This is a genomic window from Bradyrhizobium hipponense, assembly GCF_008123965.1.
GTDB classification, from domain to species: Bacteria; Pseudomonadota; Alphaproteobacteria; order Rhizobiales; family Xanthobacteraceae; genus Bradyrhizobium; species Bradyrhizobium hipponense.
Genome location: NZ_VSTH01000081.1, coordinates 1 through 15,566 on the forward strand (window position 1 = coordinate 1; position 15,566 = coordinate 15,566).

Genomic DNA, 15,566 nt, shown 5'->3' on the forward strand with positions numbered 1-15,566 from the left:
AAAAACAACTGTAATGCTAAGCTGACAAGAAGCCAGCATTTCGCCTTCCGACCCATTCCCGACTTTTGAACCATTTCCATTATGGCTGGGGCGCTGGAGCGTAGGTCCGCGGACTGTTATCCGGGACGTTCAAGCCTTCACTCCGGAAGACCAGCCTTGCTCAAACCCTCGGCGATGCGTTGAAATTCGGCAAGGAAGACGACGTTATCGGACCACCCAGATCCATCCTGCAACCAAAGGGCAACGGTGTAATCGGGCCTGAGCCGACGAAGCTCGGCGACGGCGGCGTGAGCTTCACGCTCACGTCCCGTCAATGCACTGGCAGCGGCGAGATCAGCGTAGGCGATCCAGAGAGGCTGCACCGCGATGGAGCGGCGGCACCAGTCGATCGCCTCGTCGTATTGAGCGAGATGGCTGTGCGCATGGCAGATGTAGAAGTACCACGTGCTTAGCAGCGGATCACGGGGGCTGAGCTGAATAGCCATTTGGAGCGGTTCAAATGCCTCCGCAGAGCGGCCGACGCGAATCTTGGCGGCACCGAGCGCGCCATGAGCCGGGGCGAGGCTGGGGTTGATCGCGATCGCCCCTTTGTACTCACCGACCGCAGCCTCTACGTTCCTACCTCTGGCCCGCTGGATTTCTCCTTTCACAAAATGTGCCATTGCGTCACTGGGAAACTTTGACAGGACCTTGCCTACAGCGTTCTCAGCACGCTGCAGCTGGTCCGCCGGCGCATCGCTCCAGCGATAGTTGACCTCCATTGCCAGAGTATCTGCCAGGCCCACCAGCGCCTTCGGGAGGCCGGGATCGATCTGGAGCGCACGCTCGAAGATGGCGCGAGACTGCGCTAACTGCTCGCGCGAATAGGGCTGGTTCAGCACAGCCCACCCCCGCATCGTAAGATCGACCGCGTCCGGACTATTGGGGCGTGCAACCTCGGCCTCGCGACTTTCCTGATTAATCAGTTCCAGATCAAGCCGCCGCGCGAGCCGTCCGGTGATAATATCCTGAAGTTGCATCGACTTGGACCAGTCACCGTCGATGCGCTCGGACCAGGCCTCGGCGCCGGTCCGGGCATCGATCAGGCGGGCATCGATCCGAACCATCGTCTCCGTCCTGCGCAAGCTGCCGTCGAGAACGTATCGAACGCCGAGCTCGCGGCCTATGCGCTTGGGGTCGACGTTCTTGTAGGCACGGGCTGTGTTTGGTGCGATCACGAAACTGTCCTGGATCCGTGAGAGATCGGCGCTCAGATCGTCAGTGATGCCTTCCGCAAAGTAATCCTGCTCGGGCTCGTTGCTTAAATTGGTAAATGGCAGCACGACAATCGATAACCGATGGTTCAACAGCTGCGGCTCGCCCCAACGGATGTACCAATAACTCACACTGGCGCCAATCATGAGCAGGAGAAACGCTGTCGCTAGGCCCACCCGAGCTCGCCGCGACCACAGACCAAACGGGAAGCCACCAGTCACGTTCAGGAACGAAACAGTCGGCGGCGTATCGGAGAACTGCAGAGCATAGGCTCGGACCGGGAGGGCGATGTTTTTGAGGTTCTGCTCGCCCAGATCGGCGAACTCAACACCGACCTTGCCTCGGACTTGATCGAAGGCGGCGGAAGATATGCAGATGCCGCCGGGCTTTGCGATGCCCTCAAGCCGCGCCGCAATGTTCACGCCGTCGCCAAAAATGTCATTCGGCTCGACAATCACGTCGCCGATGTTAATGCCCACACGGAAGGCAATGCGCTTGGCTTCCGGATCGTCGATTGTAACTTCCTTGATACGGGTCTGGAATTGTATAGCAGCCCGAACTGCTTCGACCGCGCTCGGAAACTCGGCCAGGAACCCGTCCCCTGTGTTCTTGACGATATGGCCGCCGTGTTCGGTAATTGCCGGGGCAACCGCGTCCGTTAAAAGCGCAGTAAGTTTGGCATGCGTTGCCTCTTCGTCATTGTGCATGAGTCGCGAATAGCCGGCCACATCTGCGGCCAATATCGCCGATAACCTGCGCTCGACCCGAGTTGCCCGTTCCTGCACCATGGCCCGCGCTCCAACCCGGGCTCATTTGTACGATGGATCACACGACAGAGCCAATCGTGCGATGTGTATCCAGATGCTGCTGGTCACTGCCGCGCATCTGAAACGTCAGCCGCGCTGACCGACTGTTTGCTCCGGATTATCCTGACATCAGAGATGCCCTATGTCGCCCGACAGGGCCCTTGCTGACTCGCAGAGGCGAACTGGCCATGTCCGGATTCTAAGACAGAACGGACGCGATATACCTCGCGGGCTCATCGATTTTTGGGTGCACGCTCCAGCGCATCCGGCTTTGCATTGGTGCCCGGCTCTGTTGACGAAGCCGTGACGCCTCAGGCGTAGGCCACCCACCCGCGGAAGATGAAGCCAGTATAGAACAGGGTTGGGTCGGAGAAGCCGGCGTCACGCAGGATCGATTCATCCTGCTCCGGAGCCAGAATTGGCAAATGTTTGGTGACTGCTTCCCGTGCGGCGGCCGCCTTGTCGGGCTCGACACCGGACGCGGCCAGGAACGCGGAATATCGCGACAGCCACAGCGGGCGTTCCTCTTCGCCATCGGAAGCGCTCAAATGGGCCACCACGAAGGCGGCGCGCGGCTTGAGGCGGCGGCGGACTTCCGACGCGATGCGGCGCCGCTCCTCGGCATCGACGAAGTGCAGGGTCAATAGGCACGTGGCGCCATCGAATGGTCCTTCAGGGGCGTCGTCGATGTACCCCTGATGAAAATGTGCGCGCGGCGCGAGCGATCCCAGGGTTTGCCTGGCAAGTCCCAGCATCGCCGCGGACGGGTCCACGCCGTCGAAGCGCCAGGTGGGATGCGCTTGCGCGAAGGCCGTCAGCTCCAGGCCGCCGCCGGCACCGAGCACGAGTATCCGTGCATCGTTACGCGCGCGCTCGCCCAGAAGAATCGCCGCCATGGACAGCATGGCGTTGTAGCCCGGAACGAACCGCGGCGGCCCGTCCGTATATTTCGCCACGGCCTGCGGATCGGAGAACATGTCTTGAATGTTGGTCATGGTGCGGCCTTTGACTGGAGTTCTTTACGCTTGATGCGCGCTGATGCCCTGAAGCTTTCGGGATCCGAGACGCCTGCGCAGACCGTCGCCCAGCATCGCCAGCGTCACCTCACCGAGGCGCGACAGCAGCAGCGCCTCCGCATCGCGAAAGGCCTGATCGAGGGCGGCATTGACGGCCTGCTCGACCAGGCAGCCCGGCGCCTCCGTCCGGTTGCCCATCGCCAGCAGCGGGGGACTGCCGAGCGCGGCGTAGACGTCGCGCAGCGACACCTTCGAAAGGTCGCAGGCCAGCGTCCAGCCGCCGCCATGCCCCTTCTCGGAGCGGACGTAACCGAGGTCCCGCAAGCCGGCCATGATGCGCCGGATCACCACGGGGTTGGTGTCCATGGCTTTGGCCAAGGTCTCCGACGTGAACGGACCGGGCTGCTGCGCCATGTGCAGCAGCACGTGGAGCACGCCCGATAATTTGCTGTCGCGTCTCATGTAACTTTATATGTTACGTGATCGCGCTGCAGTCAAGCGGCGATAGTCCTCGCTCCAGAAGCTGTTGAAGACTTCTGGCGCATGAAAGCGCATGTGCGGGCGGTCGTTCGTACTGCGCTGGAAACGCATCTGAGGCACGAGCCCGAGAAAATAAGTCGTAGCCGGATCGAGAGCGCGGAACAGCCTGCGCGCGGGACGCGGTGTGAAGCTTGAGGATACCGATATGGAGTAGCGGTGATGGTTCGCCCTGTCCACACGCCGCGATGGTGTCATCGTGCACCTGTTTTGCCCGACGGGTCAATGTTCGTCACGCGGCCTTTTTACGGCTCGGTCGGATCAGCACATCTGCGGAAATGCCAAGACGTTCATGAAGACGGCGGATCATCGTGATCGATAGCCCGCGCTTTCGGTTCAGAACCTCGGCGATGCGGGTGCGTGTACCGATAATCTCTTCCAGGTCCCGTCGCGTCAGCCCTTGCTGCTCCATGCGAAACTTGATGGCCTCGACAGGATCGGGCGGATCCATCGGATAATGCTCGGCCTCGTATGCATCGATCAGCGTCGCGAGCACGTCCAGCCGGTCGCCCTCTGGTGTGCCCGACTTCGCGCCCCAGAGACGCTCAATCTCCTTGAGCGCGCCATCATAGTCTCGCTCCGTCCGAATCGGCTTGATCTCAGTCGCCGTCATGTCGAACCTCTCTGACATCGATCTTGTCGTAGTCCCGGTGCGTGCCGATCCACTTGATCCACACGATGCTCTTCTCGAAATCGACGGCAGCGACCAGCCGGTAGTCGTTGCCCTTGACGTTAAGCACGACCCGGTCCGCCGAGATGATGCTGGCGGTCGCGTAGCTGCGTTTGATGTCTGCTGCGCTCGACCACCGCGCCTTTTTGACTTCATCGAACCACGCATCAAGGGCAGCTGCGATGATGGCGATCTTGCCATCTTGCGCCTGTGTTGCCCGACGGAGCAACGGCTTCGAAAAGCACGTGGCGTAAGCCATTGATCCGGCTCATGCCGGCTACTGTGTATGGGGTTGTTTTTCGACTTTTTGTTTTGGAGGCTCGGAAGCCTCAGGCTGAACCGGATCTCATCCGGCCCGCTACTTCATCACCCGCAGGCCCTTGGTCGTGAACCGCTGGGCCTTGTCGCCGGGACGCACCGGCCGCCGCGTGCCGGCGGCCTTGCCGGTGCCGGGGGGCTGGTGCGCGGGGACGAGCTGGTCGGGGCGGGAGCCGATCAGATCGGCGCGGCCCATCGCTTTCAGCGCGTCGCGCAGCACCGGCCAATTGTCGGGGTCGTGATAGCGCAGGAACGCCTTGTGCAGCCGGCGCTGCCGCAGGCCCTTGATCGCCTCGACCTTGTCGCTGCCGCCGCGCCGCACGCCGCGGAGCGGATTGACGCCGGTGTGGTACATTGCCGTTGCGGTCGCCATCGGCGAGGGCAGGAAGGTCTGCACTTGATCCGCGCGATAGCGATTCTTCTTGAGCCAGAGCGCGAGGTTCATCATGTCCTCGTCGGTCGTGCCCGGATGTGCCGCGATGAAATAGGGGATCAGGTAATATTTCTTGCCGGCCTGCTCGGCTGCTTCATCGAACATCCGCTTGAACTTGTTGTAGGCGCCGATGCCGGGCTTCATCATCTTGTCGAGCGGGCCGCGCTCGGTATGCTCGGGCGCGATCTTCAGATAACCGCCGACGTGATGGGTGACGAGCTCCTTGATGTATTCGGGGCTCTCCACGGCGAGGTCGTAGCGTACGCCGGAGGCGACCATCACCTTCTTGATGCCTTTGGTCTCGCGCACCTTGCGATAGAGGCGGATCAGGTCGTCATGCGAGGTGTTGAGGTTCGGGCAGATCTCGGGGAAGACGCAGGACGGCCGTCGGCACGCCGCCTCGACCTTCGGATCCTTGCACGCCATCCGGTACATGTTGGCGGTCGGGCCGCCGATGTCGGAGATCACGCCGGTGAAGCCCGGCGTCTTGTCGCGGATCAGCTCGATCTCGCGCAGGATCGAGCCCTCGGAGCGGTTCTGGATGATGCGGCCTTCATGCTCGGTGATCGAGCAGAAGGTGCAGCCGCCAAAGCAGCCGCGCATGATCGTCACCGAGAACCGGATCATGTCCCAGGCCGGAATCTTGGCATCGCCATAGAACGGATGCGGCGCGCGCGCATAGGGCAGGTCGTAGACCGCGTCCATCTCCTCGGTCGTGAGCGGGATCGGCGGCGGGTTGAGCCAGAGGTCGCGGTCGCCGTGGCGCTGCACCAGCGGACGCGCATTGCCCGGATTGCTCTCCCGGTGCAGCACGCGCGATGCGCGCGCATAAGCCTCGCGGTCCTGCTCGACCTGCTCGAGCGCCGGCAGCCGGATCACGGTGGCGCCGGCCTGGCGCGCGGCGCCTTCGTCGGCGGAGTCGAGATCGTCGGCGTGCAGCTCGGCGTAATCTTCGGGCACGCGCCGGAACAGCGCGATGCCGCGGATGTCATCGAGCTCGCGCGGCGCTTCGCCAGCGGCAAGCCGGTTCGCCACCTCGACCACCGCGCGCTCGGCATTGCCGTAGAGCAGCAGGTCGGCCTTGGCATCGGCGAGCACCGAGCGGCGCACCTTGTCGGACCAATAGTCGTAATGCGCGATCCGGCGCAGCGAGGCCTCGATGCCGCCGAGCACGACCGGCACGTCCTTGAATGCTTCACGGCAGCGCTGGGCGTAGACGATGGTGCAGCGGTCCGGCCGCTTGCCGCCTTCGCCGCCTGCCGTATAGGCATCGTCATGGCGCAAGCGGCGGTCCGCCGTGTACCGGTTCACCATCGAGTCCATGTTGCCGCCGGTGACGCCGAAGAACACCTTTGGCTTGCCGAGCGCCTTGAACGGTTCGGCCGAATGCCAGTCCGGCTGCGCGATGATGCCAACGCGGAAACCTTGCGCCTCCAGCAGCCGGCCGATGATGGCCATGCCGAAGCTCGGATGGTCGACATAGGCGTCCCCGGTCACCAGCACGATGTCGCAGGCATCCCAGCCCAGCGCATCCATCTCGGCGCGGCTCATGGGCAGGAACGGAGCGGGTTTGTGCGCACGGTCAGGGGACCGCGACAGCAGGGGCTTTTCGGCGATGGCTGGGGTGTTCATGGCGCCTACGCATAGGCCTGCGGGCTCGCAAAGACAACCAACGATGTGCTGCGCGAGCGGGTCGCGGTTCCCGGTGGTGCGGATGAAGCTCTACATGCTGTGCGCGCCGCTGGCGGTGTTCTCGATCCGCCGCTTGCACACATGTTGCACCGATGCAACTCGCCGGCGCCATCGCGACGCGTTAGGCGCAGCACACGGAACCAATCGGCTTCGCGAACATTCAGGTCGAGGAATCGACGCGGGCCCGGTTTGCGCGCGTCCGCAATCACGACGCTTGCGCCCACTATGGCGATGTTTGCGTCGCTGCCGCCTCGGCCGATGGGGGAGCTGTGAGTACAGTCATAGAGAATTTGCTGTCGCGGAAGCAGCAGCTCGTGGAACAGCTCGAAAAGGCGCAGTCGATCGAGGAACGCGATAGGATCGAGCAGCAGCTCGAACAGATCAACACCGCGCTGGATTTTCTGGACAGGCCGGAACCGAACGGCGCGCAGTAGCGACCGCTCAATCCATCTTCGGCGCCTCCATTCTCAAGGCTTTGGCATAGGTCACGCCGGAATTGGTGATGTGCGTCGTCATCAGCTCCGCGAACGCCGCAAATTCGCCGCGGACAAACAGATCGAGCAGCTTGCGATGCTCGTCGAACGACGTACGGGTGCGAACGTCGATCGGCGAGGTCAGGTTGGTGCGCAGCGCGGCGACGCGGCCCGAGACGAGCTGGTAGGATTCGACGAGATAGCGGTTGCCGCAATGCGCGAACAGCGCTTCGTGAAAGGCGGCGTCGGCGCGGCCATAGGCGATGTTGTCTCGTGCCGCGACTGCCGGCTCCATCGCCGCGATCGCGGCGCTCATCGTCGCGACCGCGCCGTCACGGTCGTGACGGAACGCGAGCTCGGCGGCCTTGGGTTCGAGCGCGATCCTGAAGGTGCAGAGCGCGCTGATGTCCTCGGCGCTCGGGGTGAACACGAAGCTGCCGACCTGCGGCCTGATCACCACGAGCCCTTGCGCCTGCAACTGTCCCATCGCCTCGCGCACCGGCGTGCGGCTGACGCCAAAGGAAGTGGCCACCATCTCCTCGGAAATATCAGCCCCGAGCGCGAACTCGCCGTCGATGATGGCCTGGCGCAAACGCTGCATCACCCGCTGCGACAGCGATTTCGGCGTATCGAGCTTGAGCGATCTCATCGGCTATCCCTGGGTCAGATCACCTTGCCGGGATTGAGCAGATGATCGGGATCGAGCGCGGCCTTCAGCGTCCGCATCAGCGCGATCTCGGCTTCGCTGCGGGCATGCCCCAGCCATTTCTTCTTCAACGTGCCGATGCCGTGCTCGGCGGAGACGCTGCCGCCCATCTCGCGCACGAGACCATAGATGATCGTGTCCATCTCTTCCTTCGGCTGTTGTTCGACGGAAAGGCCCGTGACCCAGGAGACGAGGTGCAGGTTGCCGTCGCCGATATGGCCGTAATAGACGCTCTCGCATCCCTCGATGCCATCAGCGAGCGCCGCCTTGCAGCGCTTGACGAACGCGTCCATCCCTGCCACCGCAAGGCCGATGTCGTAGGAGATGTGCGGCCCCAGTACCTGGCCGAATTCGGCGCAGATGTCGCGCACCCGCCAGAATCCTTGCGTCTGTGCCAGCGATTGCGCCACCGCGGCGTCCGTAAGCAATCCGCGCTCCATCAGCTCCTCGAGCCAGCTCTGGAAGCGCGGTGCATCCAGGCTCTCGTCGGTGCCCTGCGCCTCCACCAGCACGTAGAGACCGTGGCCGGCGCCGACCGGCGGCTTGACCCCGGCGCGCGCCGTGATCACGTCCCAATAGTCCGGCCACATCACCTCGAACGCCGACAGCAGCGGACCGAGGCCGCTGCGTGCGGCATCGAGCAATGCGATCACCGCGGCATAGTCCTTCAACGCGCATAGCGCGGCCATGGTCGAACGCGGTTTTGGAAACAGTCGCAGCACCACGCGGGTGATGATGCCGAGCGTGCCTTCCGAGCCGATGAAGAGATGCTTCAAATCGTAGCCGGCATTGTTCTTCATCAGCTTGTTCAGGCTGGTGATGATGGTGCCGTCCGGCAGTACCACCTCTAGGCCAAGCACCAGTTCGCGCGTCATGCCGTAGCGGATCACGCGGTTGCCGCCGGCATTGGTCGAGAGGTTGCCGCCGATCGCGCAGGAGCCGCGCGAGCCGAGATCGAGCGGAAAGAAGAAGCCGGCTTCATCGGCCGCCTTCTGGATCGTCTCCAGCGGCGTGCCTGATTTCACCGTCATCGTTGCCGAGGCGCGATCGATCTCCTCGATGCCGCTCATGCGCTCCAGCGAGATTGCGACCCAGCCTGCTTCGGGCGAGGCGCCGCGGCAGAGCCCGGTCAATCCGCCCTGCGGCACGAACGGCAGCTGCGCCTCTCTGCATGTCAGAATCGCGTCGGCGACGCCTTGAGCGTCGAGCGGACGGATCACCGCGAGCGGCATCTGCGGTAGGCTCGCGCTCCAGTCGTTGCAATTGCGTGCGGGCACGTCGCTGCCCGTCAGCACGGCGGCGGCTCCGAGCTTGTCGCGCAGAGTACCGAGCAATCGGCCGGAATGTTCGATGCGGGTCACCATGTCCATGAGAGACCTCATCAAGATCGGGAAGCGCCCAATGGCGCCGTTGCAGCGAGGGAATTGCGCCCGCCTTGTATGTAAGGTACAAGGCGAGAAGTAAAGCAAAAACAAGGTTCCAGGTAAGCTCTGAAGATCGTTACGGATCAAAGGCTTAGTCCGAAGCTGCAGCAGCAATGGGTGGTGGTGTCATGACGGAGGCAATTCGCGGGTTCTGGGTGGCATCGGCGACGCCGCTGACGTCCGACGGCAGCGTGGACTCCCCAAGGCTCGCCGGCCACGCCAAGCAGCTCTTCAGCAAAGGCGTCGACGGCGTCGTGCTGTTCGGCACCACCGGCGAGGGCACCTCGTTCAATGTCGCCGAGCGCGTCGCAACCATCGAGGCCGTGCTCAAGGCCGGGGTCCCGGCGGAGCGCATCGGGATCGGCGGCGGCTTTCCCGCCATCAGCGACAGCATCGCTCTGACGCGCGCCGTGCTCGGTCTCGGGCTGCGCCACGTGCTGTACCTGCCGCCCTACTTCGACCGCAGCGTTACCCCTGAGGGCATCGAGGACGCCTTTGCCGCGATCATCGACGGCGTTCGCGACGAACGCTTGCGCGCTTCGCTCTATCACATCCCGCAGGTCTCGGGCGTTGCGATCCCGATCAGCGTCGCCGCGAACTTGCGCAAGCGCTATGGCAAGCTGGTCGCAGGATTGAAGGACTCCAGCGGCGACTTCAAGCAGTTCCAGGCGTTCCGCGCCGCCGCTCCCGAGCTCGCCATCACCGTTGGTAATGAAACCGACATCGCCCGTGCGATTGCAGCTGGGGGCGCCGGCACCATCTGCGGCATGGCCAATATAGCGCCGGAGCTGGTCAAAGCGATGATCGACGGCAAGGATGTCGAGGCACGCATGCAGGCCGCGGTCGACATCGTGGTGAAGACGCCATCCTTCCTCGCGACGCTGAAGGCCATCCTCGCGGCGCAGACCGGCGATGCAAGCTGGCTGCGCGTGCGTCCGCCGCTGCGTGCCCTGTCTGACGGCACCGCGCTCAAGCGCAAGCTCGACGAGTTGGTGACTCTCGCCGACGTGTGAGATCGTACAACGCCGCGCCGGGCGGCCGCGAATTCGCGCGGAGCGCGTCGCGGTTCCCCGCGACATCAATCGGTGATTGCGCTTTTGTGCACATCTACGCTTGGAAGGAATAACACTAGAGCGATTCAAATCCGTCTACGGTTCTCTTGGTCCGCTGCGACTGCTACAGGCGCACACTTCAACACTGCGTCTGACTTGAAGTGGATCGAAAGTGCGTGCCAATGCTGATGGTCAGCGCGTAAGCGGCCATCGAAACCGCGCCGGCAAGAGCCGTGCGCGTCTTCTCATCGGAGCAGCCGTGCTGCTCGCCGAATTGCCCTCCAACACGACGACCGCGCAGGCCCAATCGGCGTTGCCGCCGGTGACCGTGGATGCGCCGACGCAGCGGCCGAAGCCCGCGCGTGCATCGGAATCGCCGCAACGCCGAACGCAAGCAGCCGCACGCCAGCGCAGCCGCAATGCCGCCACCCCGGCCGCACCGACGCTGTCGGAACGCGCCGCGGCTGAAGCCGCCGCGCAGGCTGCGGCCAAGCTCGGCTACCGCGCGATGCCGAGCGCGACGACGCTGCGCAGCGGCGCCTCGCCGCTCGATACCTCGCAGGCCGTCAACATCGTGCCGGCGCAAGTGTTGAAAGACCAGCTGCCGCGCAACATCGACGACGCGCTGGTCAACATCAGCGGCGTCACGCAGACCAACACGCTCGCCGGCACCCAGGACGCCGTGATCCGCCGCGGCTTTGGCGACAACCGCGACGGCTCCATCATGCGCAACGGCATGCCGCTGGTGCAGGGCCGCAGCCTCAATGCCGCCGTCGAGAGCGTCGAAGTGCTGAAGGGACCGGCGTCGCTGCTTTACGGCATCATGGATCCCGGCGGGATCGTCAATACGATCAGCAAGCGTCCTGAGCTCTATCAGCACGGCTCGGTTACGCTGCTCGGCTCGACCTATGCGAACAACCGCAGCGGCGCCGACGGCACGCTGGACATCACCGGTCCGATCGGCGACGGCGGTCTCGCCTATCGCTTCATCGGCTACGGCGTCAGCGAGGACTATTGGCGCAATTTCGGCCGCCACAGGGAAATGCTGGTCAACCCGTCGCTTGCCTGGTACGGCGACACGACGACAGTCCAGCTCACCTATGAACACCGTGAGTTCATCTATCCGTTCGACCGCGGCACAGCCTTCGTCAAGGGCGCACCGCTGGCGATCCCGGCGACACGTCGGCTCGACGAGCCCTTCAACAACATGTGGGGCACGTCCGACCTGATGCAGGCCTCGCTCGAGCAGAAGCTCAGCGACAATTGGAAGGTCACGGCAGCCTACAGCTACAACACCGAGACCTATAGCGCCAATCAGCTGCGCATCACCGGCGTCAACGCCACGACCGGAGTTGAGACGCGCAGCAACGACGGCACCCATAACTCGCTGAGCAACGCCAGTTACGGCACCTCCTACCTGCAGGGTGACGTCTGGGTGGGCTATTTCCGCAACGAGATCCTGTTCGGAGGCGAGGCGTTGTATCGTACGATCGATCGCCGCGACCTGATTCGCCAGGCGACCCCGAGCTTCAACTTCTACAACCCGGTCTACGGACTGGTCTCGCCGGGTACGGCTGTTTCGCCAGTCGACAGCGAACAGACCGACAAGCTCGGCACCCGCGGCTTCTTCGCCCAGGATACGGTCCACCTGACCAACTGGCTGTCTGTGGTCGGGGGCGTGCGCTGGATAGAATACGAGCAGCTCGCCGGAAAAGGCCGGCCTGTCTTCGTCACGAACACCAATTTGTCAGGCGATAAGGTGCTGCCGCTCGGTGGCGTCATCTTCAAGCTGAACGATCAGCTCTCGTATTACGTGAGCTATACGCAGTCGCTGAAGCCGACCTCGACCATCGCGGCGTTCACCAGCGGTTTTGTCGTCGACTCCACCATTGCGCCCGAGGAGGGAACGCAATGGGAGACCGGCCTGAAGTTCGATGTCAACAAGCGGCTGTCGGGCACTTTTGCGCTCTACGACATCGACAAGAAGAACGTGCTGGTGCTGGATGATCTCGGCAACGGCAAGTCGACAGGGCGCACGTCCGGCGCGGCCCGGTCGCGCGGCGTCGAATTGGACGTGACCGGCAAGCTGACCGATCAATGGAGCATGATCGGAAGCTACGGCTATACCGACGCACGCTTGATCAACGATCCCGTTGTCGGCAACGCCAAGCTCCTCAACGCCGCAATGAACACGGCTTCGCTCTATCTCGTCTACGATTTCGGCGATGCGCTTCCCGGACGTTTGCGGCTCGGCGGCGGTGCGCACTACGTCGGCGACCGGCCGGGCGACTCCGCCAACACGTTTTTTCTGCCCGCATATACCGTCGCAGACGTCTTCGCGACCTACGACACGAAAGTCGACAATTTGCCGGTGACCTACCAGTTCAACGTCAAGAACCTGTTCGACAAGGTCTACTATACGTCCACCACCGGGAACGCGCTAAACGTTGCGATCGGCGATGCCCGACGCTTCTCGTTGTCGGCGACGGTGAAGTTCTAGCGATGCAGACATCGCGCAAAGACACGGGTTTGTTGATCGTGCCGATCGGAAGGATCGGTGCCGATGCGTGAGCGCGGGCGCGCGATCAAGGCCGTTCTGTTCCAGGTGCATTCCATCGCGGGTCTCGTGCTTGCGCTGCTGCTTGCCGTGATCGCGCTGACCGGAGCGGTCATGAGCTTCGAGGACGAGATCGTCGACCATCTGAATGCAGACATCATGCGGGTGGCGTCACGTCCGGCGCCGATGCTGATGCCAGATGAGGTGGTTGCACGCCTGAAGGCGGCAGAGATCGGCCAGGTTTCCGCCGTCACGCTATCGAGCGACCCGTCCGCCGCGGTGCGCCTCCGCTTCGCCCGCGACGAGCAGGGCGCGCGTCCGTCCTCGCTCTATGTCGATCCCTACGACGCCCGCGTGCTCGGCACGCCGCGCGGCGAGGAATTTTTCGCGACGGTCCGAAAGCTGCATCGCTGGCTGCTGATCCCCGGCGATGCCAAGGGGTGGGGGCGCCAGATCACCGGCGTCGCCGCGCTCGGCCTGATCGTCATGCTCGTCTCTGGCCTCGTGCTGCGCTGGCCGCGCCGCGCCAGCAGCGCGAAGATGTGGCTGAAGCCGAATCTCGGGCTCGGCGGCCGTGGTCTGCACCGCTCGCTGCATGTGGTCATCGGCACCTGGGTCCTGCCGGTCTATCTGGTGATGACGCTGACCGGGCTCTGGTACTCGTTCGACTGGTACAAGGACGGCGTCGTCTGGCTGCTGTCGCGTCCGCAAGTTGCGCCAGCGAAGATGCAGCCCAAGATACCTACAAAGGCGCCGCGCGCGGCTGGCCGTGCCGAGCCCGCTCAGCCGATCGGCTTCGATCGCGCGTGGTCGAACTTCCTGCACGATGAGGGTGGCCGCTTCTCCAGGGCGCTGCTGACGTTGCCCGCCGGTGCCGGCACCGTGATACGGATCCGGTCGTGGGGGAAGGACTCCACGCTCGATACCACGCGCGACGAATTCCGTGTCGATGCCGTCACGGGTCAGCTGGTTTCCGCAGAACGCTATGCCGACAAGACGTTCGGCGAGGAGATCATCGCAAACCTGCTCGACATCCACCGCGGCGCGATTCTGGGCTGGCCCGGCAAGCTCGCCTTCATGATCGCCGCCGCGCTGATGCCGCTCTTTGCGGTCACCGGCATCCTGCTATATCTGTCGCGCCGGCGGCTGCGCCGCCCCTCGCAGCCACCGCTCGGGCGGCTCGTGCCAGGCGAGTGAACTGCTCGAAGGCTAGCCAAGGCCGCGGTAATCGTCCAAAAGCCCGTGGCCTATCTTCGCCAAGGTTCATGCCATGAAGCTCCTCACCGCCACTCCCGCCGACATCCGCCGCGCCCTGCTGTTGCGCGAGGAGATCGCGCTGCTGGATCTCAGATACGAGGCAGCCTTCGCCACCGGCCATCCGCTGTTCGCCGCCAACATGGCGCTGGACCGGATCGCGATCGAAGCCGAGGTGAGGCTGCCGCGCAAGCAGGTGCCGGTCGTGCTCTATGATGACGGGGAGGGGCTGGTCGTGGCCGGCGCCGAACGCCTCGCGGCCCTCGGCTACACCAACATCCGCGCGCTCGACGGCGGGCTCAAGACCTGGCGCGCGGCGGGCTATGAGGTGTTCGAGGACGTCAATTCCTATTGCAAGGCCTTCGGCGAGCTGGTCGAGGCGCGTCGCCACACGCCCTCGCTCAGTGCGGAAGAGGTCGCCAAGCTGATTGCGGACAAGGCCAACATCGCCATCCTCGATGTCCGCCGCTTCGACGAATATGCGACGATGAACATCCCCGGCTCGGTCAGTGTGCCCGGGGCGGAGCTGGTGCTGCGCGCCGGGCGCGAGGCGCCCGATCCCGACACCACCATCATCGTCAATTGCGCCGGCCGCACGCGCTCGATCATCGGCACGCAATCGCTGATCAATGCCGGCGTGCCGAACAAGGTGCGGGCACTGCGCAACGGCACCATCGGCTGGACGCTGGCACGGCACGAACTCGATCACGGTGCCGACCGACGCGGCTCCATCGGGCCGTTCGAGGGCGGTCCGGCCAATGCGCGAGACGTCGCCTATCGTGCCGGCGTCCGCCATATCGGGGCGGGTGAGATGTCGGTGCTGATCGCGCAAAGTGATCGCACGCTCTATCGCTTCGACGTGCGCGACGCGGAGGAATATGCCCCCGGTCATCTGTCCGGCTTCCGCCATTATCCCGGCGGCCAGCTGGTCCAGGAAACCGACATGGCCGTACCGGTCCGCGGCGCGCGCATCCTCCTCACCGACGACAAAGGCGTTCGCGCCGACATGACGGCATCCTGGCTCGCGCAGATGGGCTGGGAGGTCAACGTGCTGGATGGGGGCTACGACGGCGCGTTAGAGGTCGGCCCGCCGCTTGTGCTGCCGAAGCCCGACCCAGCGCATCGCTATCGCCGTCCCTATGAGGGTACCGATATTGCCGAAGGGGCGATGCAGGCCTATCTCGATTGGGAATACGGTCTCGTCGAGCAGCTCCGCCGCGATGCGACACACGGGTTTTATGTGATCTGACGTCGAGTGGCCGCGTTTCCTGCCAGGGCATTGATCTCTCACCGTCTCCCTGAGGTGGCCGCTTCTTCAGCGGCCCTCGAAGGGCGAAGGCCCGGCTGCATCTAGGCCGTCCATCCTTCGAGGCT

The 15,566-nt window shown here is 63.9% G+C and carries 12 protein-coding genes; 4 read left to right on the forward strand and 8 right to left on the reverse strand.

Features of this window, described 5'->3' with window-relative positions:
- Positions 1–137 precede the first annotated feature (137 nt).
- The 8 genes from FXV83_RS24095 to FXV83_RS24130 all read right to left on the reverse strand — a co-directional run bounded on the left by FXV83_RS24095 (position 138) and on the right by FXV83_RS24130 (position 9,275).
- Complete coding sequence (locus FXV83_RS24095) at positions 138–2,042, reverse strand: adenylate/guanylate cyclase domain-containing protein (RefSeq protein ID WP_148741863.1); 1,905 nt, start codon at positions 2,040–2,042, stop codon at positions 138–140.
- 329 nt (positions 2,043–2,371) lie between these two features.
- Positions 2,372–3,055, reverse strand: coding sequence for a class I SAM-dependent methyltransferase (locus tag FXV83_RS24100; RefSeq protein WP_148741864.1), 684 nt, complete (start codon positions 3,053–3,055; stop codon positions 2,372–2,374).
- A 24-nt stretch (positions 3,056–3,079) separates the two neighbouring features.
- The gene (locus FXV83_RS24105) at positions 3,080–3,538 is read right to left on the reverse strand and encodes an Rrf2 family transcriptional regulator (RefSeq protein WP_148741865.1); all 459 of its coding nucleotides are present in this window, start codon (positions 3,536–3,538) and stop codon (positions 3,080–3,082) included.
- A 307-nt stretch (positions 3,539–3,845) separates the two neighbouring features.
- Positions 3,846–4,226 carry a helix-turn-helix domain-containing protein gene (locus FXV83_RS24110; RefSeq protein WP_148741866.1) on the reverse strand — a complete coding sequence of 127 codons (381 nt, stop codon included), beginning with the start codon at positions 4,224–4,226 and terminating at the stop codon, positions 3,846–3,848.
- Complete coding sequence (locus FXV83_RS24115; protein WP_148741867.1) at positions 4,213–4,542, reverse strand: type II toxin-antitoxin system HigB family toxin; 330 nt, start codon at positions 4,540–4,542, stop codon at positions 4,213–4,215. The genes FXV83_RS24110 and FXV83_RS24115 overlap by 14 nt, the downstream gene beginning before the upstream one ends.
- Before the next feature lie 99 nt (positions 4,543–4,641).
- Positions 4,642–6,666 (reverse strand): YgiQ family radical SAM protein, encoded by a 2,025-nt coding sequence (locus FXV83_RS24120; RefSeq protein WP_148741868.1) that lies wholly within the window; start codon positions 6,664–6,666, stop codon positions 4,642–4,644.
- A 501-nt stretch (positions 6,667–7,167) separates the two neighbouring features.
- Complete coding sequence (locus tag FXV83_RS24125; RefSeq protein ID WP_148741869.1) at positions 7,168–7,848, reverse strand: GntR family transcriptional regulator; 681 nt, start codon at positions 7,846–7,848, stop codon at positions 7,168–7,170.
- Between the two features lie 14 nt (positions 7,849–7,862).
- Complete coding sequence (locus FXV83_RS24130) at positions 7,863–9,275, reverse strand: FAD-binding oxidoreductase (protein WP_148741870.1); 1,413 nt, start codon at positions 9,273–9,275, stop codon at positions 7,863–7,865.
- 182 nt (positions 9,276–9,457) lie between these two features.
- Here FXV83_RS24130 and FXV83_RS24135 point away from each other — a divergent pair, with 182 nt between their 5' ends.
- The 4 genes from FXV83_RS24135 (at position 9,458) to FXV83_RS24150 (ending at position 15,441) form a co-directional block, all read left to right on the forward strand.
- Positions 9,458–10,342 (forward strand): dihydrodipicolinate synthase family protein, encoded by an 885-nt coding sequence (locus tag FXV83_RS24135; RefSeq protein ID WP_148741871.1) that lies wholly within the window; start codon positions 9,458–9,460, stop codon positions 10,340–10,342.
- A 211-nt stretch (positions 10,343–10,553) separates the two neighbouring features.
- Positions 10,554–12,881: a TonB-dependent siderophore receptor gene (locus FXV83_RS24140; RefSeq protein WP_148741872.1), complete on the forward strand. Its 2,328-nt coding sequence runs from the start codon at positions 10,554–10,556 to the stop codon at positions 12,879–12,881.
- 63 nt (positions 12,882–12,944) lie between these two features.
- Positions 12,945–14,135, forward strand: coding sequence for a PepSY-associated TM helix domain-containing protein (locus tag FXV83_RS24145; protein ID WP_148741873.1), 1,191 nt, complete (start codon positions 12,945–12,947; stop codon positions 14,133–14,135).
- A 73-nt stretch (positions 14,136–14,208) separates the two neighbouring features.
- Complete coding sequence (locus tag FXV83_RS24150) at positions 14,209–15,441, forward strand: rhodanese-like domain-containing protein (protein ID WP_148741874.1); 1,233 nt, start codon at positions 14,209–14,211, stop codon at positions 15,439–15,441.
- Positions 15,442–15,566 lie beyond the last annotated feature (125 nt).